Source organism: Vibrio sp. 3-2(1), from assembly GCF_963887575.1.
GTDB classification, from domain to species: domain Bacteria; phylum Pseudomonadota; class Gammaproteobacteria; order Enterobacterales; family Vibrionaceae; genus Vibrio; species Vibrio anguillarum.
This window is the reverse complement of sequence record NZ_CAWPGB010000022.1, coordinates 433,443-455,617: the sequence shown is the minus strand read 5'-3', so window position 1 is coordinate 455,617 and position 22,175 is coordinate 433,443. Positions and strand designations below refer to the sequence as shown.

Annotated in this window: 21 protein-coding genes; 15 read left to right on the top strand and 6 right to left on the bottom strand. The window is 44.2% G+C overall.

Features of this window, described 5'->3' with window-relative positions; translation table 11 throughout:
* Nucleotides 1–67 precede the first annotated feature (67 nt).
* The 8 genes from AACQ79_RS10175 (at nucleotide 68) to AACQ79_RS10140 (ending at nucleotide 7,432) form a co-directional block, all read left to right on the top strand.
* A complete protein-coding gene (locus tag AACQ79_RS10175) occupies nucleotides 68–787 on the top strand; it encodes an amino acid ABC transporter ATP-binding protein (RefSeq protein WP_047687789.1) in 720 nt (239 codons plus the stop codon).
* On the top strand, nucleotides 787–1,584 hold the full coding sequence (locus AACQ79_RS10170; protein WP_026027335.1) for an amino acid ABC transporter permease: 798 nt from the start codon (nucleotides 787–789) through the stop codon (nucleotides 1,582–1,584). Before AACQ79_RS10175 ends, AACQ79_RS10170 begins: the two co-directional genes overlap by 1 nt.
* A 97-nt stretch (nucleotides 1,585–1,681) precedes the next feature.
* Nucleotides 1,682–2,464: a transporter substrate-binding domain-containing protein gene (locus AACQ79_RS10165; protein WP_170899086.1), complete on the top strand. Its 783-nt coding sequence runs from the start codon at nucleotides 1,682–1,684 to the stop codon at nucleotides 2,462–2,464.
* Nucleotides 2,465–2,496: 32 nt separating this feature from the next.
* On the top strand, nucleotides 2,497–3,411 hold the full coding sequence (locus AACQ79_RS10160; RefSeq protein WP_170899085.1) for an amino acid ABC transporter permease: 915 nt from the start codon (nucleotides 2,497–2,499) through the stop codon (nucleotides 3,409–3,411).
* A gap of 158 nt (nucleotides 3,412–3,569) precedes the next feature.
* Nucleotides 3,570–5,273 (top strand): phospho-sugar mutase, encoded by a 1,704-nt coding sequence (locus tag AACQ79_RS10155; RefSeq protein WP_170899042.1) that lies wholly within the window; start codon nucleotides 3,570–3,572, stop codon nucleotides 5,271–5,273.
* 200 nt (nucleotides 5,274–5,473) lie between these two features.
* Nucleotides 5,474–6,307, top strand: coding sequence for an AraC family transcriptional regulator (locus AACQ79_RS10150; RefSeq protein WP_170899041.1), 834 nt, complete (start codon nucleotides 5,474–5,476; stop codon nucleotides 6,305–6,307).
* 76 nt (nucleotides 6,308–6,383) lie between these two features.
* On the top strand, nucleotides 6,384–7,115 hold the full coding sequence (locus tag AACQ79_RS10145) for an AzlC family ABC transporter permease (RefSeq protein ID WP_170899040.1): 732 nt from the start codon (nucleotides 6,384–6,386) through the stop codon (nucleotides 7,113–7,115).
* Nucleotides 7,112–7,432, top strand: coding sequence for an AzlD domain-containing protein (locus AACQ79_RS10140; protein ID WP_013868095.1), 321 nt, complete (start codon nucleotides 7,112–7,114; stop codon nucleotides 7,430–7,432). The genes AACQ79_RS10145 and AACQ79_RS10140 overlap by 4 nt, the downstream gene beginning before the upstream one ends.
* 58 nt (nucleotides 7,433–7,490) lie before the next feature.
* Here AACQ79_RS10140 and AACQ79_RS10135 read toward each other — a convergent pair whose 3' ends face one another.
* Nucleotides 7,491–8,105 (bottom strand): fumarylacetoacetate hydrolase family protein, encoded by a 615-nt coding sequence (locus tag AACQ79_RS10135; protein WP_013868096.1) that lies wholly within the window; start codon nucleotides 8,103–8,105, stop codon nucleotides 7,491–7,493.
* Between the two features lie 284 nt (nucleotides 8,106–8,389).
* On the opposite strand from AACQ79_RS10135, the gene AACQ79_RS10130 reads away from it, so the two are divergent.
* The 3 genes from AACQ79_RS10130 to AACQ79_RS10120 all read left to right on the top strand — a co-directional run bounded on the left by AACQ79_RS10130 (nucleotide 8,390) and on the right by AACQ79_RS10120 (nucleotide 11,359).
* A complete protein-coding gene (locus AACQ79_RS10130; protein ID WP_170899039.1) occupies nucleotides 8,390–9,385 on the top strand; it encodes a porin in 996 nt (331 codons plus the stop codon).
* 460 nt (nucleotides 9,386–9,845) lie between these two features.
* A complete protein-coding gene (locus tag AACQ79_RS10125) occupies nucleotides 9,846–10,730 on the top strand; it encodes a DMT family transporter (RefSeq protein ID WP_170899038.1) in 885 nt (294 codons plus the stop codon).
* A gap of 59 nt (nucleotides 10,731–10,789) precedes the next feature.
* Complete coding sequence (locus tag AACQ79_RS10120) at nucleotides 10,790–11,359, top strand: glutaredoxin domain-containing protein (RefSeq protein ID WP_170899037.1); 570 nt, start codon at nucleotides 10,790–10,792, stop codon at nucleotides 11,357–11,359.
* Between the two features lie 198 nt (nucleotides 11,360–11,557).
* Here AACQ79_RS10120 and AACQ79_RS10115 read toward each other — a convergent pair whose 3' ends face one another.
* From AACQ79_RS10115 to AACQ79_RS10105, 3 genes are all read right to left on the bottom strand, one after another.
* Nucleotides 11,558–11,692: a hypothetical protein gene (locus AACQ79_RS10115; RefSeq protein ID WP_013868100.1), complete on the bottom strand. Its 135-nt coding sequence runs from the start codon at nucleotides 11,690–11,692 to the stop codon at nucleotides 11,558–11,560.
* Between the two features lie 103 nt (nucleotides 11,693–11,795).
* Nucleotides 11,796–12,146, bottom strand: a complete 351-nt coding sequence (locus tag AACQ79_RS10110) for a hypothetical protein (RefSeq protein ID WP_026027570.1) — start codon at nucleotides 12,144–12,146, stop codon at nucleotides 11,796–11,798.
* A 124-nt stretch (nucleotides 12,147–12,270) separates the two neighbouring features.
* Nucleotides 12,271–13,467 carry a multidrug effflux MFS transporter gene (locus AACQ79_RS10105; protein WP_170899036.1) on the bottom strand — a complete coding sequence of 399 codons (1,197 nt, stop codon included), beginning with the start codon at nucleotides 13,465–13,467 and terminating at the stop codon, nucleotides 12,271–12,273.
* A 134-nt stretch (nucleotides 13,468–13,601) separates the two neighbouring features.
* Here AACQ79_RS10105 and AACQ79_RS10100 point away from each other — a divergent pair, with 134 nt between their 5' ends.
* Together AACQ79_RS10100 and AACQ79_RS10095 are read left to right on the top strand one after the other, a co-directional pair.
* On the top strand, nucleotides 13,602–14,486 hold the full coding sequence (locus tag AACQ79_RS10100) for a LysR family transcriptional regulator (protein ID WP_026027569.1): 885 nt from the start codon (nucleotides 13,602–13,604) through the stop codon (nucleotides 14,484–14,486).
* Between the two features lie 215 nt (nucleotides 14,487–14,701).
* Complete coding sequence (locus AACQ79_RS10095; protein WP_105976710.1) at nucleotides 14,702–16,534, top strand: putative bifunctional diguanylate cyclase/phosphodiesterase; 1,833 nt, start codon at nucleotides 14,702–14,704, stop codon at nucleotides 16,532–16,534.
* Nucleotides 16,535–16,586: 52 nt separating this feature from the next.
* Here AACQ79_RS10095 and AACQ79_RS10090 read toward each other — a convergent pair whose 3' ends face one another.
* Both AACQ79_RS10090 and AACQ79_RS10085 read right to left on the bottom strand, forming a co-directional pair.
* Complete coding sequence (locus AACQ79_RS10090) at nucleotides 16,587–17,894, bottom strand: peptidoglycan DD-metalloendopeptidase family protein (protein ID WP_017050287.1); 1,308 nt, start codon at nucleotides 17,892–17,894, stop codon at nucleotides 16,587–16,589.
* Between the two features lie 186 nt (nucleotides 17,895–18,080).
* Nucleotides 18,081–18,380: an isoamylase early set domain-containing protein gene (locus AACQ79_RS10085; protein WP_026027568.1), complete on the bottom strand. Its 300-nt coding sequence runs from the start codon at nucleotides 18,378–18,380 to the stop codon at nucleotides 18,081–18,083.
* A 211-nt stretch (nucleotides 18,381–18,591) separates the two neighbouring features.
* Between AACQ79_RS10085 and AACQ79_RS10080 the strand changes: the two genes are divergently transcribed.
* A complete protein-coding gene (locus AACQ79_RS10080) occupies nucleotides 18,592–20,253 on the top strand; it encodes a SulP family inorganic anion transporter (protein WP_170899035.1) in 1,662 nt (553 codons plus the stop codon).
* A 351-nt stretch (nucleotides 20,254–20,604) separates the two neighbouring features.
* Complete coding sequence (locus AACQ79_RS10075) at nucleotides 20,605–21,981, top strand: YjiH family protein (protein WP_170899034.1); 1,377 nt, start codon at nucleotides 20,605–20,607, stop codon at nucleotides 21,979–21,981.
* Nucleotides 21,982–22,175 lie beyond the last annotated feature (194 nt).

The following is a 22,175-nucleotide window of genomic DNA, read 5'->3' as shown; positions in this document are numbered from 1 at the left end:
GTAGGTGCATTATCTCGTTGATATTGCTAAGGTAGGTGATAACAAAATAGCAACAAGATATTCAACCATGAATGCGATAGAGTTTGAAAAAGTAAACAAGTGGTACAATAATTTTCACGCTTTGAAAGACATTACTCTTCAGGTTCGTCGAGGGGAAATCTTAGTCGTTTGTGGCCCTTCAGGCTCAGGAAAATCAACATTAATCCGAACGGTCAATGGGTTAGAAGCTATCACCGCGGGCAAGATCACCCTGAACTCTAACCATTCCGACATCACACAGCCTGCGGGAAAAATCGGTATGGTTTTCCAGCATTTCAACCTTTTCCCTCACTTGACGGTGATTGAAAACCTTATTTTAGCTCCAATTCGTACACTGAAATTGAGTAAGCAAGCCGCAAGACAAAGAGCGAGCCATTTTTTACAGCGAGTGAATATTCTTGACCAAGCTGACAAATATCCGGTGCAATTATCTGGCGGTCAGCAACAGCGTGTTGCCATTGCACGCTCACTCTGTATGCAACCAGAAATTTTATTGTTTGATGAGCCCACTTCAGCTCTCGATCCTGAAACCATCCAGGAGGTGCTGGATGTCATGGTAGATCTTGCTCAAGATGGCATCACCATGATGTGCGTCACTCATGAAATGGGTTTTGCCCGAAAAGTAGCGGATCGCGTCATTTTTATGGATGAAGGAAGAATTCTCGAGATCGCTACGCCGGAAGAGATATTTCGTCAGCCAAAACACCCAAGAACTCAACAGTTTCTCAACCAAATATTGAGCCATTGATGATAAAAGTACTGATAAAACCGATCTTCTCCGCTCTAGTACAGATAGTTCTATTGCTTGCGGGGATGGTATGGCTACTTGATTCTGGCGCACATGCTATGGGTTACCAGTGGCAATGGCATCGTGTGCCTGATTTCATTGCTTTTTACGACGAAGGTGAATGGTGGCCCGCGGAACTGCTCGAAGGGTTAGCCGTCACGGTGCAAATCTCAACGGTCAGCCTATTTTTTACGCTGGTCATTGGCTTAACAACCGCTTTGTTGAAGCTTTCCAATTCAGTGGTAGGGCGTTGGTTGGCCAATATTTATATTGAGCTTATCCGCAACACGCCGCTACTGGTGCAGATATACCTGCTCTATTTTGTGTTTGGCCCAGTGCTGGGCTTAGATCGCTTCTCTACTGCCATTTTAGCTTTGGCACTGTTTCAAGGCGCTTATACTGCCGAAGTGTTTCGTGGTGGTTTAAACAGCATTCCGAAGGGACAGTTTGAAGCGGCACGAACATTAGGGCTTTCTCGTTTTTATACCTATGTTGATGTGATCTTACCGCAACTTATCCAACGTACATTACCTCCACTGACCAATGAAGTCGTGTCATTAATTAAAAACTCGTCTATCGTCAGTGTGATGGCTATTTTTGACTTAACCACTCAAGGTAGAAATATTGTCTCAGAAACGGCGATGCCATTTGAAATATGGTTTACCGTCGCTGCAATTTATTTACTGTTAACTCTGTCTTTATCAGGGTTTTCAGCATGGTTAGAACACAAACTCGGGGCGCAATGGCGCGCTCAATAATCATCCTTAAAAGGAGAACATCATGCAGCAATCTGCACCAAAAGCGTGGCAACGCGCTGGATTGAAGGCTATCGCCGCTCTATCGCTCGGGTTGACCATGTTACTAGGGATAACCATTTCCATACCCGCCTTTGCCAGTGAAACGCCTAGCCTTGATAAAATCACTGAACGAGGCACATTGCGTGTGGGTATGTCTACATTTGTGCCTTGGGCAATGCGCAACAAGCAAGGCGACCTAATTGGCTTTGAAATTGATGTTGCCAAACGTCTTGCTGAAGATTCAGGTTGGAAAGTGGAATTTGTACCTACCGCGTGGGATGGCATTATTCCAGCACTCTTAGCACAGAAATTTGATGTCATTATCGGCGGCATGTCTATCACGCCAGAACGCTCGAAAAGCGTGCTCTTTACCACCCCCTACTCACATTCAGGCGTGCAGCTTGCTGCCAATCAATCCTTAGCTAATGGCTTTTCCACCATTGAAGACTTCAACTCTCGTCGAGTGACTATCGCAGCGCGCCGTGGGGCATTTACCGTTCAAGTCGCCCGTGAAACCTTCCCCAAAGCCAAAATTCTGCAATTTGATGACGATGCACAAGCCTTTCAAGAAGTATTAAACGGCCAAGCACACGCCGTGATTGCGTCAAGCCCTAAACCTGAACATGAAACAGTGAAACACAGTGACAAACTGTTCATTCCTTTCAATGAACGGTTGTCCAAAGGGAACGAAGCGTTTGCCGTTCGCTTAGGTGAAGAGGACAAAAAAGCCTTTTTTGATCAATGGATTATTGAACGAACCAATGACGGCTGGTTAAGTGAACGCTACGAATATTGGTTCTCAACGCTAGATTGGCAAAACCAAATCGTCTCAGGGCAATAGCCTGAGGGGCGGATGTGAATAGAACAAAAACTGTGCTGTATGAAAAACGGAACCTTAAACCATGGCTACAATTATCGCTCAATAAGCTCGATTATGCGTTACTCGTAGCACTGTTAGGCTTTGTTATTTGGTTAACGCACCGAGCCGAGCTTGGGGTGAATTATAATTGGCGTTGGCAAGAAGCTTTTGCTCTGATTTTCACCCCAACGAGCCATGGTGCTATCCCTTATTTCTTTCAGGGGTTAGTTGCTACTTTGCGCTTAAGTGTCTGGGCGATGGTGCTGGCCCTTGTGTTAGGCACACTGCTTGGCGTAGCACGCCACTCTCATTTTTCGTGGTTCAGAATTCCGGCTAACGCTTTTGTGCAATTAGTTAGGAACATTCCGCCGCTGGTTTTCGTGTTCATTTTTTATTTTTTTGTCTCCAATCAACTGATCCCGTTGTTGGGCCTAGAAAACCTACTACGGGAACACCATGAGCCAACCAATGTCATTCAGCATTGGCTGTTTGGTCCTTCTCATCTATGGGAAAATTTGTTTTCTGGAATTGTGTGTATTGGGATGCTTTCATCGGCCTACATCGCTGAAGTTGTTCGTTCAGGTTTGGCCGGAATCGCTCAAGGTCAGTGGGAAGCAGCGCACTCTTTAGGGCTGTCTCGATGGGTAAAATACCGATACGTCATTGCCCCTCAAGTATTGGCGGCGATCACGCCGGCTTTAGCTGGGCAAGCGATTTCTTTGGTCAAAGATTCTTCGATTGTATCGCTAATTTCAATTCAAGAAATGACGTTTGTTGGCACAGAAATCGCTAACTCTTCTGGGCTTATTTTTGAAATATGGTTGTTAGTGGGCGGTGCATACTTGGGTTTATGTTTAAGCCTCTCTTTACTGTTTAGGCGGCTCGAGCTACGCAGTTTACGCCATCTCTCGCTTCATCACTCTAACTAGATAACACTGAATTTGTCAGCGTCAGTTGCGCAACCAATCAAAGAGAAGCAACACGTGATGAGAAACAAAATAAGAACGATGTTTAGCGATTGCGCCCCCATTATTGAGAATGAATATCAGTTAAGATCAATTCAACATGAATGTAAGAAGGTGAAACCATGATGCAACACGTTTCCGAATGGTTAGAAAAAGATCCCGATCCTAAAACTCGCCAAGAACTACAAGCACTAGTCGATCAGCATCAGTTAGATGAGATAAAAGCTCGCTTTCAATCACGCCTTGAGTTCGGCACCGCAGGTTTACGCGGCATGGTGGGATGCGGCCCTAATCGTATGAACCGCCTGGTAATTCAAGAAACGGCGACGGGTTTAGGGCACTACCTCATTCAACAAGTCAGCAATGCCAAAACACGTGGGGTGGTGATTGGCTATGATGGCCGGCCAGATTCTCAGCGATTTGCACATGATACCGCCTCAGTACTCGCCGCGCTGGGGATCAAAGTGTATCTCACGCATAAAGTGGCACCGACCCCAGTAGTCGCTTTTGGGGTAAAACACTTTAATGCCGCCGCCGCAGTCGTAGTCACCGCCAGTCACAACCCACCCGAATACAATGGCTTTAAGGTGTACTGGGAAAATGGTGCACAGATTATCCCGCCTCACGATTCAGGTATTGCAGCAGAAATCGACTTAGCGGCAACGCGAGCTATTTCTCTGATGCCGTTAGACAACGCGCACCAACAAGGCCTTTTGCAATGGCTAACAGAAGAGTATTACCAAACTTACCGTCGTACCCTCAATCAAAGCCCATTGTTAAACCACCACACTGATCCGCAATGCCTTACCATTGCGTATACCGCGATGCATGGTGTCGGCGCTGAGATGGCTGAAACTTTGCTGCATGACGCTGGGTTTACCCATGTCATCAGTGTGAAAGAACAACGCGAACCAGATGGCCGTTTCCCGACCGTCAACTTCCCGAACCCTGAAGAGCCGGGGGCGATGGATATGGTTATCGCGTTAGCTCATGCCCAAAATGCACAACTGGCCTGCGCCAACGACCCAGATGCCGACCGATTTGCCGTTGCCGTACAACGAGCGGATGGTCAATACCAAATGCTGACTGGCGATCAAGTTGGCACACTATTTGGGGACTATTTGCTCTCCAAAACCGATGCCTCAAAGCAGTTGGTTGGCAACACCATCGTCTCATCCAGTTTACTCGGTAATATTGCGCAGGCGAAAGGTGCAAAATACTACCAAACCTTGACTGGCTTTAAATGGTTGACTAACGTGGCGATGCAACAACAAAGCGATGAACAGCGGTTCTTATTCGCCTATGAAGAAGCATTGGGTTACACCATAGGGCAAACCGTTTGGGATAAAGATGGCCTTTCGGCCATGGTGGCATTTGCACAACTAGCGGCCGAATTATACAGCCAAGGTAAGACTATTTGGGATCAACTCGAAACCATTTACCGCCAGCACGGTTTTTACATTAATGCACAACGTAGCATTAAGTTAGACCCTAACTCACCGCCGATCGGTGATAAGCTTCGCGCCACACCGCCAACGGAAATCGCCGGTCGAAAAGTGCTCATGATCGACGATCTCAAATCACTAACACGTTATATTGCCGATGGAACAACGCAAGTGATTCAACTTCCTGCTAGCGATGTATTGACCTATCACTTGGAAGGCGGAGCGAGAGTGATTGTCCGCCCGTCGGGCACTGAGCCTAAATTGAAATGCTATTACGAGGTCGTCGGAACCTTTGAAGCAGGAGAAGATTTCGCCAGCGCCGAGAAAAAAGCTGACGAGCAAATGGCGATGCTTATCGCAGAACACCAACACAGCTTGTAGCACTCATTGCTGGATAAGCACAACGAAATAACAGGCCGTCTTCAGTTCATTGTTGGCGGCATTTTTATTTCATCTGTTTAGGTTGCGCACCATCGCGACACTCTTTTGCCTTCAGTGGATAACACGATATGCGCAATTTTGTACAAAACCATTCTGAATAAATCGGCTACACTGGTTGTTGCAAAAAGGTAGGATATGAAATGCCCAAGCAGAAAAGCAAAAAGAGAGAACTAGCCAAGTTTTATATCGCTAATGAACTTGGCGGAATTGAGCTTCTCGATGCACAATACGAAACACAAAACTTTTCGCGCCACAGCCACGAAGGGTACACGGTAGGAGTTATTGAACGCGGTGCTCAACGATTTTACCGCACCGGTGGTCATCATATTGCTCCACAAGACAGCATTATTTTGGTTAATGCCGAAGAAATCCATAATGGCCATTCTGCTGTAGAAGGTGGTTGGGCCTATAAAGCCATGTATCCACTTCCAGAACAATTTAGTACCGTGCTTCAAGAGTTAGGTTCCTTTAACTCATGCGCTCCTTATTTTCCAGAACCCGTAGTCTACGATCCTGAATTAGCAAACCAATTTCGTTTAGTTTTTGATACGTTAGAGCAGTCGAGTAACCGTCTATTACGCGAAACATTAGTGTACGCGACCCTAACCAAACTGGTAGCACGTCATGCCAAAAGTCCTCCGATCTCAGTACCTAAAACTAAAATTCAGCAGTCGCTCTATACGGTTAAAGAATTCTTAGATGACTTTCCCCAGGCCGATGTCTCATTAGAAGATTTATCAAAACTAGCTGGAGTTAGCCCCTATCATTTGGTTCGTTCATTTCAAAAAATGTATGGCTTCCCACCGCATGCCTATCAAATTCAAGCGCGGTTGCGTTATGCTAAAACACTATTGAGAAGTGGTCATCCCATTTCAGATGCTGCGCAAGAATCTGGGTTTCATGACCAAAGTCATCTACATCGCCACTTTAAGCGTGCAATGGGCTTAACGCCAAAACAGTTCTTAGCCAAATAGCAAGCGCAATTTTGTACAATCGCTTGACCCAACCTTGTGGCTTGATAGATTCATCACTTCCAGCAAAGGAATTACTATGGATATCACACTATTGAACCACGTACATTTGGAACCTCGAGGTCGCCTCTTTGGGCAAGGCGCACTGGCCATGCTACCGCTGAGTATTGCCGTTTTACCATGGGGCTTATTGGCAGGATCATTTGCGATTGAAAGTGGCCTGACCGTATTAGAGAGCCAAGCACTCTCTGCGGTTTTATTTGCAGGCTCAGCGCAACTCGTCGCCACGGGGATGTTTAAAACAGGTGCAGGGCTGTTGACTCTGCTGATCACCACATTTTTCATCACTTCTCGCCATTTTCTCTACAGCGTTTCCATGCGCAGCAAAATCAGCCCACTCCCGACACGTTGGCGTTTAATTCTGGGTTTTCTGCTCACTGATGAGCTGTTTGCGGTCTGCGGACAACAAAATGAAAAACAGTTTAACCGTTGGTACGCGCTTGGTGCAGGTTTAAGCTTCTATTTAGTTTGGAATTTGGCCACACTGGTCGGCATTATTGCAGGCAGCTACATCCCCGCTTTAAACGAGTTGGGGTTGGAATTTGCAGTCGCGGCTACTTTTATCGCCATTGTCATTCCGAACATTAAAAACATACCGATACTCGTTGCTGTCATCAGTGCCCTAGTGTTATCGGTAAGCCTGACTCTTTGGCAAGTTGAAGGTAGCTTAATGCTAGCAAGCATTGGCGCAATGTGTGCAGGTTATGTTTCTGAAGTTTTACTCTGTTCGAGCAGGAGGAACCAACGATGATTCTGCTTTCTATCCTCGCCATGACCGCTTTGGTCTTTATGAGCCGTTATCTGTTCTTAGAGCCTAAATTACCGCTGCGTCTCAACCCAGTTATCCAGCGCTTACTCACTTATTCTAGCCCTGCTGTATTAACTGCTATTTGGGCTCCGATTGTGTTCCTGCCAGAGCAAACACTTTGGCTTGATCGCCATAATCCCTACTTGTGGGCCGCAGCATTAGCGGGACTGATTGCATGGAAAACCAAGAATGTCCTGCTGACCACGATCATCAGTATGGCGACTTTCTTTTTGCTAAATTTAACGCTCTTAGCCCATTAAAGACAGAGGCTGCGGTGCATACTGATAATAACCGCAGCCCGAATAGCGCAAATCAGTTTTATTGCGCTAGCCATTCAATCTCGATTAAAGTCTGCTCTCCACATTTAAGACGCCCTAAAAAGAGATCGCCACAATGCACTTCTCCAACTCCTTGTGGCGTTCCGGTCATCACAACGTCACCATCACGCAGCGATGTGTAAGATTTCAGCTCTTCTAAAATGATGGCGGGTGAATAGATCATTTGGTTTACACCACCGCACTGAACCCGAACACAATTGATGAATAGCTCTAACTGCAACTTATTGATGTCGATACCATGCAATGGCACAAATCGGCTAAGTACTGCTGAACCGTCAAATGCTTTCGCCCTCTCCCAAGGTAAACCTTTTGCTTTAAGCTGAGATTGCAGTACCCGCTTAGTCAGATCTAACCCCAAACCAACCGCGCTATATTGACCTTTTTTGATCAAAAAACAAATTTCAGCTTCATAGTGAAGCGTCTCTTGGTGAAACGAGGATAGAGTGGTTGTGATGCTCGTGTTGGGTTTATTAAACACCACCATTTGTTCTGGAATTGTGTTATTAAGCTCTTGAATATGTTCAATATAGTTCCGTCCAACACACAATACTTTAGACGGGGTTATCTTCTGTTTATCCAAACGAACCGAATACATATACTCTTCCTTGAGATGACTAAGATCGTCGAGTTTACCTCATCTACAGCGCGAGTGAATGGATTTGCATCTTCATTAGATAAAAGTAAGATCTTCGACTCAAAATTCATGGCACCTTGACTATTTTGAACATCACTACATAACATTCTCTTTAATAAATCATCAATAAAAACAACATGTAAACATCATGAATCAGTAATTAAACATTCATTTAAAACATCTACTTTACTCACATCAAACCGTTCGAGCACTGAAGCTCATTGATTATGAATAAGGTAAATAAAATGAAAAAAACAACAATCGCAACCGCAATTCTTACAGCATTGGTATCAGGTTCTTCTTTTGCTGCGACCGTTTACAAAGCGGATGGAAATGAGCTTAAAGTTGGTGGACGTGCAGAATTTCGTGGCGATTTCGGTGGTGATGACAAAGGCAAAGAAATTGAAGGCACGATGAAAAACAAAAGCCGTGCGCGTTTGAACATTACAGGTTCAACAGAAATCTCTGACTCTTTGAAAGGTTTTGCAACCTATGAAGCAGAGCAAACGGTTAATTCCTCCGCCAGCAACGATAAGAATTCTGATTTCAACCAACGTTACCTATTTGCAGGTTTACAAGCTGATTTTGGTGCTATTTCTGTCGGCCGCCAAGATACGGCTGGCGTGCAAATTTCTCAAATGTCAGACATCGGTACTTATACTGGCGCTCAAAAAGAGTTCATCAACGCAGGTAATGAGCAAATCAACAACACCTTCCTCTACGCAGCTACATTTGATGCCCTCAATGTGAAAGCAAGCTTTATTGCAGGCGAAGAAAAAGACACCGATGGCTTTGGTCTTTCTGCAATTTATAACTTACCTATCGGCCTTGGTTTAGGCTTGGGCTACGCAAGCAACGATAATGGCACAGGCCAAGGTGCAGCGAATCAAATTATTGCCGGTGCTAATTACACGTTGGACGATTTGTACTTAGGCCTGACCTATACACAAGGGGACTTGGACGATAAAGCGAAGAGCGAATTCAACGGGATTGAATTTGCTGCGCAATACAAAATCACAAGTAACTTCCGCTTGATTGGGGTGTATCAAAAAACGGAAAATGAAACTGCAAACGTCACAACGACGAAAAGTGATTTTGCTGAGTTGACGGGACGTTATGATTTCAATAAATCAATCTACACTTACGTTGCCTACAAAATGAACAACCTAGATAAAAAAGACCTCGGCACTGCGTATGATGCAAAAGACTCTATTCGCCTAGGTCTACGTTACAACTTCTAATTTTAATTATACGAACGCATATACTCCCTAAGGATTTTGTCCTTTTGGCCAGGCACCCGCTTGGCCTTTTTTATTTTCCGCATTGCACCACAATGAAACACATTGCACTAGGCTAGACCATTCTTCATAGAGCCAATAATATAATTTCATTATTTTTCAATAAGTTAAATGTGGCACACAACCTGCTATGTAATAAGTACAAATGCATGGCAGCGTTTGTGCTTCTTTTCAGTGCTAAGGCAGAGCACTGGCCGTTCATGTTCTTTCGCCCTCTTTTTAGGGGGCTTTTTTTATCCCATCACCACAGCCCATACGCAAAATGTTTGGCGTTTCAGACAAGTGGAAATCAGCAGGGATAACACTTGCTCAAATTTATTGAACCACTCCATTCATTTCAGAGATTGGTTTAACGCTGATAAGTCAGTATGATTCAACGACTTTTTCTATAACCCTCTTCTCTATGACCAAAATACTTCACCACCCAATCCAAGGGGCAAGTTGGATGCTAATCGCAGGCCTCGCCTTTGCGATAGTCAATAGCCTTGCTCAAGTCACCAGTATCAATTATGGCCTGTCATCTACCACGGTGGCGCTGGTTCAATATGCCATCGCGTTAGTCGTTATTTTGCCGTATTTATCAACGTTAGGGATCCGCTACTCGCTGCGCACCGAGCATTTAAGCATGCATATTTTCCGTGTGTTTTTATCTGTGATTGGCATACAACTCTGGTTATGGGCACTCGCCTATCCCGTACCCATTTGGCAAGGTATTGCACTGCTGATGACCTCTCCTCTGTTTGCCACGATTGGCTCAGGCCTTTTTTTAAAAGAGAAAGTGGGTACAGCGCGCTGGGGAGCAACATTAACTGGCTTTATCGGGGCGATGATCATCCTTGAACCTTGGGCTGACGATTTCAACTGGGCATCGTTGCTGCCTGTTGGCGCGGCATTTTTTTGGGCTTGTTACTCTTTGATGGTGAAAAAACTGTCTGCCCATGACTCACCGTCTACTATGGTGGTCTACCTTTTGGTACTGATCACACCGTTCAATCTACTGCTCGCTTTACCAGATTGGCAAACACCTCAAGGGAGCACTCTATGGCTCATATTGCTTTTTGCGGGTGCGATGACAGCACTGGCTCAATGGGCGATCGTTAAAGCCTATGCGGTGGCAGATGCGTCTTTTGTGCAACCTTTTGATCACGCAAAGCTGCCACTGAATGTTTTGGCGGGTTGGTTAGTGTTTGGCTGGGCACCACCCGGGCGATTATGGCTTGGCGCTGCCATCATTATCGCTTCAGTGGCCTTTATTACTCACTGGGAAACAAAAAAATCTTCGCGTTGAAATAAAAAGTCACTCAACTCTTTCCTATTCTCTAAGCAATGCTTCTTGAGGAAAACACGATGGCAAAACCGATAAAAATCACACTATACCGATGGGCTGGAAGTTGGGGTCCATTTAAAGTCACCATCCCTTGCGGCGAGTGTACGCTCACCAAAGACATTTTGACTGACACCTTCAATAATGAACTGGAGGGCATTCCCATCGAGTTAGAAGTCAAAGACTGGCTATCGTACTGGTGGGAACCCTTGAAACTTGGCGCATTGCACGCCCCAATATTGGTCGTTGAAGGTAAAGTGATCAGCCAAGGAGAAGCGTTAAATCGAGGTGTTTTGGTTCAATCGGTGATCAAAGAGTGGGCACAACGTGACGAGTTAACTGGCAATATTGTGTATGGAAAAGCCACTTGCCCATACTGCGTCAAAGCAAAGAAATTGCTGGATGAAGCGGGGATTCAATACACCTATCATGATGTAGTCAAAGAAAGTGCGGCGCTGTACCGGATGATCCCAGAAGTTAAAGCCATCATTGGTCAAAAAACGCCCGTCACCGTGCCACAAATTTGGCTAGAAAGCCGCTATATCGGCGGGTGTGATAAATTGGAAGATTGGCTAACCAAAAAAAGTCAGTAGTGCCCCCCCAGAGTATCTGGTTACTTTAGAAGAAAAAGTACTGACGCCTCAGAAACCGCCGACTCTTTAGTCAGTAATGGTATACGGGCTCTTTGTGGACGAATGGTGGACGAATTTGCACAGTCATTTTTACCCCAGTAAATAAAGCAAAGCCCCAGCTTGTTACCAAGCTAGGGCTTTTTAATTCTTAGGCATTCACTATTTGCTGAATTTCTTCACTAGCGTTTTAATGAAAGACTTTTTCTTTGCTTGTGGTTTGCCATGCATTGCATCATACATCGCTTTTTTTGCGATCAGTTGACCAACGTAAGCACCACCTAATTCATAACCCATGAATCACCTCAACATGTAATTTATTTACCTGACGAGGTGTATATTAGTCCAAAAAAGAACAAAAACAAGACTTAAGTCACAAAATAAAGTAATTAATTTTCAGTTAACCGCGTTTAGGCTGCTTATAGGTTTTACCAGCAGCCAAGTAAGTTTCTTTCTGCTTAACTTCAAACATGGTTTCAAAAAACCAAGCAACAAACTTAATAACGTCATCGCCTTCATTCATAATGTGTTCGACAAACTCTTCTTCTTCACCTTGCTCATTTTCTTGCAACACGACGTGGTAAATGCGTTGCTCCCCATCCACTTCGGCTAAAGCAAACTGACCCACTAACGATAAGGCTGCTTCAGCAATATCTTGATCTTCAAATACTTTCAGCATATCTAACGCTTGAGGAAGTGTTTTTTGCTCGCACAAGCTTTTGACTAATGCTTGAAATTCATCTTGTTGCATTGATTTTTCCGTCGAATTAATGTCGCCGAGATTATACCTCAAATTATTTCTCTTGTGCCGACATGTACGATGTAAATGCACCACTAGACTTAAACCGCTTCAAACCGGAAGGGTATAAACAGCATTAAGCGAATTTGGTTTGACGTAAGCGATAGGAAGAACACAACACCAAAAACATAGCGCAACTGGTTGCTAAATAGAACCAGCCTAGCGACATCTGACTCGTGATCCATCTTTCCACCAAGTATCCCCCTAAAAATCCAGCTAAACACATTTGAATGGAGCCAGATAGAGCCGCAACGGAGCCCGCTTGAGTTTTGTGTGGCCCGAGCAGCATGCTGGTGGATAATGGAAATGAGATACCTTGCGCAATCGTTAACCAAGTAAATCCCCACACTAAATTGAACACGCTCATCGGTGTTATCAGTAACCAAACACCGGCAAAGGCCATAATGACAATCGCCAAAGCAAGTAAACGTTGGGATGAAAAACGATCATTGAGTAAGTTAACGGCAACACTGCCTATCATCAAACCCGCGGAAGGGACGATCATTACGGTTCCATAATCGGCGGCCGTTAACCCCAGCTTGTTTTGCAAGAGAAAAGGCAGCACCGATAGAGTCACTAAGCTAGATAAATAGCTGATCCAGTTGTAACTGGCGCTGGTCAGCACTTGGGAATTTTTCAAGAGTAGCAAGTAGTTATGCAATACGGCCTTAGGTTGAAACCGATGTTTCGCGTATGGCAACGTTTCTGGCAATATCCACCAACCTAAAATAAAAATGGTACAGATATACATTAATACGAACACAAACACGGACTGCCAACTAAAATGAAAGGCAAGCCCCCCACCGAGTACGGGGGCAATAATTGGCATAATTGAGGCGGTGATGGCGATGTAAGAAAGCGCCTTTGTTAATTGCAGACCATCATAACTGTCACGCAGCACACTGCGGCCAAGAACAGAAGCACTTCCCGCGCCAAGCCCTTGCAGTAGGCGACCAGCAGCCAACGCATGAAAATTATCCGAAAAACAGACACACAATACTGTACCGGCCAAATAGATCCCCTGCCCGAGTAAAAATGTCGGGCGTCTACCAACCGCATCAGACAATGGCCCGTAAAAAAGCTGTGACATCCCAAACGCCACTAAAAAGAGCGTAACGAGCCATTGAATACTGGCTTGGTCAACCATTAAGTCTCGGCTGATCAGCGGCAGTGCAGGTAAATAGATGCTCACCCCAACTTGGCCCGTGGCAATGATCATCATCGCCAATAACATCGGCGTCTTTTTAAATGGTGTGCTAGCGAGAGTTTTCATGGGTTGCTAAGTGAGCTCTTATCGTCGGTAGATGTGGTGTCAAAATACGTTTTCAGTATATATTGGCAACTCAGATTTGATAATAAAGCACTCAGGAAATGAATTAGTTCCAATGAGGAATGAGTAGGGTAACAATGGATTGGATACAAAATGTTAAAACATACATGCGAGTGGTTGAAGAAGGCAGCTTTAACGGCGCGGCACGTAAGCTCAATACCACCAGCTCAGCCATCAGTAAACGAGTACATTGGCTGGAAGAGAAAATTGGCGTGCAGTTACTTAAGCGCACCACACGAACGGTGACACAAACCGAAGCGGGTGCTCTCTTTTATGAGCGAGCAAAAGCACAACTTGAAAGTTGGCAATCGGTGGTTGATGAAACACGCTCTGTCAGCCAAACTCCCGCTGGCCTGCTAAAAATTGGGGCGACACTCTCTGTGGGCTCAAAATTTTTGGTGCAGTATTTAGATGAATTTCTACAGCGCTACCCTGACATTCGAATCCAACTGACCACAACAACTCCGGGGCAATTGCCCGAACTTCACCTTGATTTATTCATCAGCCGAGAAATTGACCAACTCAATTCCCTCAGTTTTAAAGCCTCACCCCTATTTGAACATAGGGCCGGCTTTTATGCTTCTCCTAACTATATTGAAAAATATGGTATGCCCAAATCTGCCGAACAGCTTCAACAGCACAATGTCTTGATTTGGGGAGAACACACAACGCGCGAATTAAAAACCTCAACGGGCAAGCGCCTATCGTTATCGGGTAACTTCGCGACAACCAATCCAGAAGCACTTTTCTATGCAGGCAAAAATGGCATGGGAGTGATTGTCACCAACGACGTGATGGTCAAAGAAGAGCTACGTTTGGGCAATCTGGTACGTTTGCTACCCGATATCACCGTTGATCAAGCAACGGTTTACGCTTATTACCCTAAACTTGATTATCAACACACTCGAACTCATTTATTTCTCAACTACTTAAAAGAAAAATTAACGAATGAAGCTAGGTAACTAAATTGGGGTTACGTCTATTTCCATCACAAAATTGTCCACCAGAGCAAATTTACCCTAGACAAAAAAGTACTCATAAAACTCTGCAACTAAGCCGCTGAATAACCAATATTTTATTTTTTTACGTCTCAAGTACCCATCATTGCGAGTGGCAAAACTGCGCAATGTCGACCATAGTCACTAAGTGCATATTCTAAAAAAACAGAGTACGACATATGACTAAAACATCATTGGCTAGGGATGCAGTTAGTCTAAACACCATTAACGAGCTCATGCTGCTCGATGGCTCTGAGTTACATGATCGGGCCACATTGGTGCTGCATACACATTTTCAAACCTGCTGTACATGCATCGTCGAGTTAGACAAATGGCATTACAGAGCTCACACCTTATCTCATGCTGGTGAGACGCCAGACAACAACGACACGGGTTATCCGCTCAGGGGAACACCGTGTGAGCAAGTGTGGAAATCAAAACAGGAATACTGTCTGTTTCCATCACAAGTGACCAAAATTTTTCCTGATGACAAGTTTCTAATTGAAAATAAGATTGATGCCTATATCGGTATTCCCCTACGTGCCAAGAATGGCGAAATACTCGGAATGCTCGTGTCTACCTTCTATTCTCCCATCGAAGATGAGGAATTCGTGATTGGCTACCACCGAATCATTGCGAACATAGTCGTTCACAGCCTGCGCAATAAGTGGTTGAGCGAACGCTCTGACAGCTTGGTTAATCAACTTAGTTACGAAGTTTCTCACGACAACCTGACCGATTTAATGAACCGCAGTTATCTAGCAGACAAATTAGAACGCTTAGTTGAAACAACCAATGAACCGTTTACTCTTGCTTATTTAGACATCGATAATTTTAAATCGATCAATGACTTATATGGGCACTATATTGGCGACCAAATCATTAAGTTTGTGGCTAATGCCATCATTCAAAGCGTTCCGGAAGAGAATTTGGCATTTCGAATCGCTGGGGATGAATATGCGTTTATCACCTTCTCTAATGATCCGTTGCAAATCTGCCGCTGTATATTGGATAAGCTAAATACAGGTTATGTCGATGCATCACATCGCATTAAAATTAGCTTAAGCATTGGCATTTCAAGGAAAACTCAAGAGACAATCACGGCCGATCAACTGATTCTCAATGCCTGTTTAGCACTCAAAGAGTGTAAGCAAACTCGCGGTAGTAATATCCGTTGTTATGATACCCATCTGAGTGACCAATACCATCGTCAAACCCAAATCACAGAAGCTCTACGCCGTGAACTCAATAAGTTAACCAGTAAAAATAGTGAGCTATTTGTGGTGGCGCAACCGATCGTCAGTCGTCACCAAGAACAGTGGAACTATTTTGAGATTCTCACTCGCTGGAATAGCGAAACTCTGGGTGCGATTTCACCGATTGAGTTTATCGACACTGCTGAGCAGTCAGGTTTAATTGTGGAATTAGGAGAACGCATTGTTGAGCTGGCATGCCTAGCAAAAGTTGAGCTAGAGGAGGGCTTAGGCTACAAGGTAAAATTAGGACTTAACTGTTCGGCACATGAACTGATCAACTCCAAGCGCTATCTCGAACACTTAATGCAAACCATTACTCAATACGGCTTTGAGCCTAATGAATTCACAATTGAGCTCACCGAAACAGTACTACTTTCACAAACCAGTGAAGTTAGATACATCTTAGATAAGCTCAGACTACTTGGTTTTACCATCGCGCTTGATGACTTTGGCACTGGCTATTCGAGCTTGAATTACATCCATAGCTACCCCATCGATTGCATTAAAATTGATGCCACTTTTATCAAAAACATGGTGTGTAACGAAACAGCAGAGCGTGTAGTTTGGTTGATTATTCAATTGGCAAATCAACTTAGGGTTGATCTCGTCGCAGAAGGGGTGGAGAACCAAGAAGCTCTGGAGAAACTCTATGCTATGGGCTGTGAACAGATCCAAGGTTACTATTTTTCAAAGCCAGAAACACCGCACTCTATCGTGACTCACTGGAACAACATGAGCCATGTACGGCGCGCATAAAAAACCCTCACTCTGAAAGTGAGGGATTACTAATATCCATTATGCTATCAAATTAAGACTCTTGGTCAGCCGAAGACTCACTGGTAGCATACCGCAGTTCTTGCTGCTGAAGCATAGAATCGAGTTCATTACGCCTTGCAACAAACCCCGCCATCTCTTTTTTAGGCACTGAGTTTGCCATTGGTATGTTGGCGGTCATGGCATTCACTGCGCGATCTCGAACCATCAGCTCATAATGCAGATGAGGCCCAGTGACTCGGCCCGATTGCCCAGATAAACCGATCCGCTCACCTCGCGATACTTTCTGACCTTTACGCACTAAAATTTTACTCAAATGCAAATAGCGTGTTTTGTAAGTACTGCCATGTTGTATCACCACATAATTACCCGCATAAGGGTGCTTACGCGTCATGATCACCGTACCATCGCCAGTCGAGAATACCGGAGTACCGACTGGTACACCAAAATCAGTACCATTGTGCGGAGCCACTCTTTTTGTGACTGGGTGCAGGCGATGCGCATCAAAGTTAGAGGTAATGCGTTTATTTGTCGTCGGATAGCGTTGAAATGCGCGCTGTAAACTATCGCCATTTTTGTCATAGTACTGCCCATCACGGTGTAAATAAGCAGAAACGTCTTTGCCTCGACTGTAGATTTTAATCGCTTGGATTTCACGATTGCCCGTCAATTTCTCACCGACAAATTGACGAGATTGAACCACTTCAAATCGATCGCCAACCCTAAGATCACGAGAGAAATTGAGTTTATCTTTAAGTAAAGAAACGATCTGTTCTATCTCAGCGCTGCCTAACCCTATCGAATTGACCGACTGAGAAAAGCTGCCTTGGATCTCGCCAACCATGGCGAACTCTTTCCATACACCCGGTATTTTAACATCTTGAAACTCATAGGTACCATCATCTAAACGTGAATATACCGCGCGCTCGACTAGGCTAAATTCTAGCTCCATTTTGGAAAGCGCATTTCCATTTTGCGCTTTCCAAAACCTGAGGATGTTGCCAGGTTTTAACGTATCCAATGCGAGGTAGTTTAAATCGGTTTCCATAATCTTCATCAAGTCTTGGTAACCAAAGCCAAGTTGATTAAAGATAGTACTTAAATTGTCACCAGATTTAATCTCATATTCAAAATCCGGAAGATTTTTTACCTCAATAGCATCAGATAAAATCGACTGAACAATTTGAGTTTCGGTAATAGAGAGCTCAATTTGGCGCTGTAAGGAGCTATCCTGAATAGACGAGGAAAATGCGATGGCCGCGACAATCGGTAGGCCAATAATCGACGCTTTTTTTGGAAGTGAAAGCTCAGAAAAGCGCAGAATGAGAGAACGAGGAAGCACTATCTATCCTGTGGATTAAGTCAAAAGAGCCTCAAGATTAAGACTTTCTGTTTCAAAAGTCACCTATATCGTGTGATTCTATGGTCAAAAAAGGCACCGGAGTGCCTTATAACAAATCAACAATTACACGTAAAAATGAGTACTGTCCTAATCATGTTTCACGCTTTCACAAGATTTATCAACAACCTATTGATAAGTCGTCACTAGGCTATTTTCTTCGCCAAAACCATTGGCAATGTACTGGTCAGCGCTAGGATCGTTAACCCATTGTTGGTCATCCAACAAGTAACGAAATTGAAATTCAGCATCTTTAGGTAAACGGGTTTTAAATTTAAAACTATTACTTTTCGCCACCTTTTTCATCGGTTCTGGTTGCCAGTCAAGAAAGTCCGCTACTATCGCAACATTGCCAGCCGTATCTGGGGCGTCCACTTCAAAGGTCACTTCGACTTCTTCTTTTGTTTTAAAAAAACGTTTATTGATCATCACAAACTCCATCTCTGTATAAAAAACATCCTACCTAGTGAATCATAAGAAAATAGACTCACATCCACAACTCTAAATAGTAAAAATTCCGCCGCCGAACCACTATATTTATAACCTCAGTTGAATATTCACCCCTCTTTACAGCATTTTAAATGAGCGTAGAATCCACCGCGCTTTCTATTTTCCCCTATTTTCAATAAGGTTATCAATTATGTTTGCCGTATATGAATCCTATAAAGCAGGTCTGCTACGACCAAAACAGTGGCTAAATAATATCAGTGCAGGTTTGATTGTAGGGGTTGTCGCTCTGCCACTGGCGATGGCATTCGCTATTGCTTCTGGCGTGAAACCAGAGCAAGGGATATACACCGCCATTATTGCAGGCGTTATCGTTTCACTGTTTGGCGGCTCGCGAGTGCAGATAGCCGGCCCAACGGGCGCTTTCATCGTGATACTCGCTGGAATTGTTAGCCAGTATGGGGTCAGCGGGTTGCAGATAGCCACTATGATGGCCGGTGTGATTCTATTGGTTCTGGGGGTCGCAAAACTCGGTAGTATCATCCGCTATATTCCTGACCCCGTAATCGTCGGCTTCACCAGCGGTATCGGTGTCATTATCTGGGTTGGGCAATGGCAAGAATTCTTCGGCCTCCCCAAGATCGAAGGTGAGCATTTTCATCAAAAATTAGTGTCTATTTTCCATGCCTTTCCGCAGATGGATTGGGCCACCACAAGCCTTGCATTATTTTCACTCACGCTGGTTATCTTCGGCCCTAAGATCCCGAAACTCTCGAAAGTGCCAGGGCCGCTGCTTGCTCTCGTCACCGTTACCGTGTTGCAATATTTTGTTGGCTTTGAAGGGATCCGCACGATTGGATCGGCTTTTGGAGGCATACCTCAAGGACTGCCAGAGTTTTCGCTTCCAGAAGTTAGCTTCTCTCAAATTATTCTATTGATTGGCCCTGCTTTTGCGATTGCCATGCTAGGTGCGATTGAATCATTGCTTTCGGCGGTGGTTGCCGATGGTATGGCGGGTACCAAACACAACTCAAACCAAGAGTTAGTCGGCCAAGGTATCGCTAATATCGTGGCTCCTCTCTTCGGTGGTATTGCAGCAACAGGCGCCATTGCACGTACTGCAACCAATATACGCAACGGGGGGACAAGCCCACTTTCGGGCGTGGTGCACTCGCTCACTCTGGTCATTATCCTTATTGCACTTGCACCATTAGCCGTCAATATTCCGCTGGCAGTACTCAGTGCGATTTTGTTCGTCGTAGCATGGAACATGAGTGAAGTTCCCCACTTTATTAAATTGGTTAAACGTGCACCCAAAGCCGATGTGGTTATTTTGTTGCTAACCTTTGGATTAACCGTGTTTGCTGACTTAGTTGTCGCCGTCAATATCGGGGTGATCATCGCTACCCTTCACTTTGTAAAACGTATGGCATCTAGTGTTGAGGTAAAAGCCAGTACACACCATGAGCTCAGTGCTGAGCTGCTTCGTCATGGGCAAACTCAGTTACCAAGAGAGCTCGCCGTTTACGCCTTAGAAGGCCCATTTTTCTTTGCTGCGGCTGAAACCTTTGAGCGTGTGATGAGCAGCATTCAAGAGCAGCCAGAAATTTTAATTATTCGCCTTAAATGGGTTCCATTTATGGACATTACTGGCCTGCAATCCATTGAGGAAATGATCGAAAACTTCCATAAAAAGAATGTGCAAGTGTTGATCTCTGGTGCAAATACTCGTGTTGCAATGAAACTGAAAAAAGCGGGGATTGTTGATTTGGTCGGTGAAGATAATTTCTTTAGTCAATTCGATGATGCGCTTAGCGTTAGCCTACAACGTTTGAATATCAGTACAACTCAATAAAGCTCATTGGACCTATACATTTTTGGCCTTTAGCCTGCGGTTAAAGGCCTTTGACTGACCCGTCCCTCTTACCTTAACCACCCAATTTTCCTCAGCCCTCCTTAATTCTTTTTAAAACGCACGCCTCAATCACCAACAGATTATTAACCAATACAACAATAACAAAACAAATGACCATGTTATCTGAGAATAATAGCTCTTTTGTTTGAATACTTAACCTTGATTAATGAATAGTATTGCAAGCCATCTTAAAAATAGATATTCTTGCCTGCAATGACTAAATAGAGCTATTTAGTGCATTTTTATGCCACCAGTTGGTGACTATTGACCCGCAGTAATACGAGACACGACATGCAAGATAACGCTCAAACTATTGAAGCTCCTGTAGCACCAACACAAAGTAGCTTTTGGATGTTTTTCATCCCATCGTTAATTGGTCTATTTTTGTTTATGGCGCCAATTAGCTACCAAGGCGACTTAACCATTCCAGTTGCCGTCCTTGCTAAATCTATCCAAGCTATTTTAGGCGATTACCTTGTTGCAATAGTGACAGTGATCATCGCCTTTATGTCTGCAGCTTCCATTTTATGTAAAATTTTTCAACCTGCATTCATTACAAAGAGTCCTTTCTTAAATGGGCTTTTTAATCCATCGGCTCTTTGGTTAGCCGTCCGTGTATTTGGTGGTATCGCCGTCATCATGACGTTTTTCCAAATCGGCCCGAAGGCTATCTGGGAAGAAAACACTGGCGGTATGGTTCTTGAGAGTTTATTACCCACTTTATTTTCTGTATTTATTTTTGCAGGGCTTTTGCTACCTTTACTGCTTAACTTCGGGCTACTGGAGCTATTTGGTAGTTTATTAAGCAGAATCATGCGTCCAGTTTTCAACCTTCCAGGCCGTAGCGCAATCGACTGCATGGCTTCTTGGTTGGGCGATGGTAGTGTCGGTATTTTGCTGACCAGCAAACAGTACGAAAGCAAATTCTACACACAGCGTGAAGCCGCTATTGTTGGTACAACGTTTTCTGCCGTTTCAATTACCTTCAGCTTAGTCGTTATTGCGCAAGTTAAGCTAGAGCATCTGTTCCTACCTTTTTATGGCACCATTTGCCTTGCAGGCTTTGTTGCAGCGATCATCATTCCTCGCCTGCCACCATTAAGTTTCAAAAAGAACACTTATATTGATGGTACCTCTCCAGCTAAAGATGCCGATGCAGTTCCAAGCGGCCATACCTCGTTCTCATGGGGGATGGAATTAGCACTGGCGAAAGCAAGCCAAGTTAAATCTGCAAAATCGATCTTCGCTGAAGGCATGCGTAACGCTGTTGATATGGTGTTTGGTGTGCTACCTGTCGTGATGGGCTTGGGTACTCTGGCTCTGATTGTTGCAGAATACACCTCTGTATTTTCTGTATTGGGCCGACCGTTTATTCCTTTTCTAGAATTACTTGGTGTACCTGAGGCTGTTCAAGCATCTCAAACCATTGTGGTCGGTTTTGCGGATATGTTTATTCCCGCGATTCTTGCAGCTTCCATTGATAATGAAATGACACGTTTCGTGATTGCGGCCATGTCAGTGACTCAGTTGATCTATATGTCTGAAGTGGGTGCATTAATGTTAGGCAGCAAAATTCCTGTCAACATACTTGAGCTGTTTGTCATATTTATTCTGCGTACGCTCATTACACTGCCAGTGATAGCTGGTGTAGCACATCTCATATTTTAGTAAACAATGCAGCAGTAACGGCACTAATAACATTTCAATATGCAAGTCCCCACTTATGTGGGGATTTTTTGTTCTAAACTAAAGATTGATTCGACCAAATTAACAGAAATATAAATAGAAAATAATTTCATTGATTAAATTATCACCTTATACTTTTAGCCTATGCTCTAAGAAAAAAGCAGAAGTAAATAAGG

Coding starts and splice junctions, on each gene's coding strand:
- AACQ79_RS10085 (WP_026027568.1), bottom strand. CDS start 18,380: ATGATCAATAAACGTTTTTTTAAAACAAAAGAAGAAGTCGAAGTGACC.
- AACQ79_RS10170 (WP_026027335.1), top strand. CDS start 787: ATGATAAAAGTACTGATAAAACCGATCTTCTCCGCTCTAGTACAGATA.
- AACQ79_RS10175 (WP_047687789.1), top strand. CDS start 68: ATGAATGCGATAGAGTTTGAAAAAGTAAACAAGTGGTACAATAATTTT.
- AACQ79_RS10105 (WP_170899036.1), bottom strand. CDS start 13,467: ATGAAAACTCTCGCTAGCACACCATTTAAAAAGACGCCGATGTTATTG.
- AACQ79_RS10130 (WP_170899039.1), top strand. CDS start 8,390: ATGAAAAAAACAACAATCGCAACCGCAATTCTTACAGCATTGGTATCA.
- AACQ79_RS10115 (WP_013868100.1), bottom strand. CDS start 11,692: ATGGGTTATGAATTAGGTGGTGCTTACGTTGGTCAACTGATCGCAAAA.
- AACQ79_RS10095 (WP_105976710.1), top strand. CDS start 14,702: ATGACTAAAACATCATTGGCTAGGGATGCAGTTAGTCTAAACACCATT.
- AACQ79_RS10165 (WP_170899086.1), top strand. CDS start 1,682: ATGTTACTAGGGATAACCATTTCCATACCCGCCTTTGCCAGTGAAACG.
- AACQ79_RS10125 (WP_170899038.1), top strand. CDS start 9,846: ATGACCAAAATACTTCACCACCCAATCCAAGGGGCAAGTTGGATGCTA.
- AACQ79_RS10150 (WP_170899041.1), top strand. CDS start 5,474: ATGCCCAAGCAGAAAAGCAAAAAGAGAGAACTAGCCAAGTTTTATATC.
- AACQ79_RS10075 (WP_170899034.1), top strand. CDS start 20,605: ATGCAAGATAACGCTCAAACTATTGAAGCTCCTGTAGCACCAACACAA.
- AACQ79_RS10145 (WP_170899040.1), top strand. CDS start 6,384: ATGGATATCACACTATTGAACCACGTACATTTGGAACCTCGAGGTCGC.
- AACQ79_RS10110 (WP_026027570.1), bottom strand. CDS start 12,146: ATGCAACAAGATGAATTTCAAGCATTAGTCAAAAGCTTGTGCGAGCAA.
- AACQ79_RS10080 (WP_170899035.1), top strand. CDS start 18,592: ATGTTTGCCGTATATGAATCCTATAAAGCAGGTCTGCTACGACCAAAA.
- AACQ79_RS10120 (WP_170899037.1), top strand. CDS start 10,790: ATGGCAAAACCGATAAAAATCACACTATACCGATGGGCTGGAAGTTGG.
- AACQ79_RS10100 (WP_026027569.1), top strand. CDS start 13,602: ATGGATTGGATACAAAATGTTAAAACATACATGCGAGTGGTTGAAGAA.
- AACQ79_RS10140 (WP_013868095.1), top strand. CDS start 7,112: ATGATTCTGCTTTCTATCCTCGCCATGACCGCTTTGGTCTTTATGAGC.
- AACQ79_RS10135 (WP_013868096.1), bottom strand. CDS start 8,105: ATGTATTCGGTTCGTTTGGATAAACAGAAGATAACCCCGTCTAAAGTA.
- AACQ79_RS10155 (WP_170899042.1), top strand. CDS start 3,570: ATGATGCAACACGTTTCCGAATGGTTAGAAAAAGATCCCGATCCTAAA.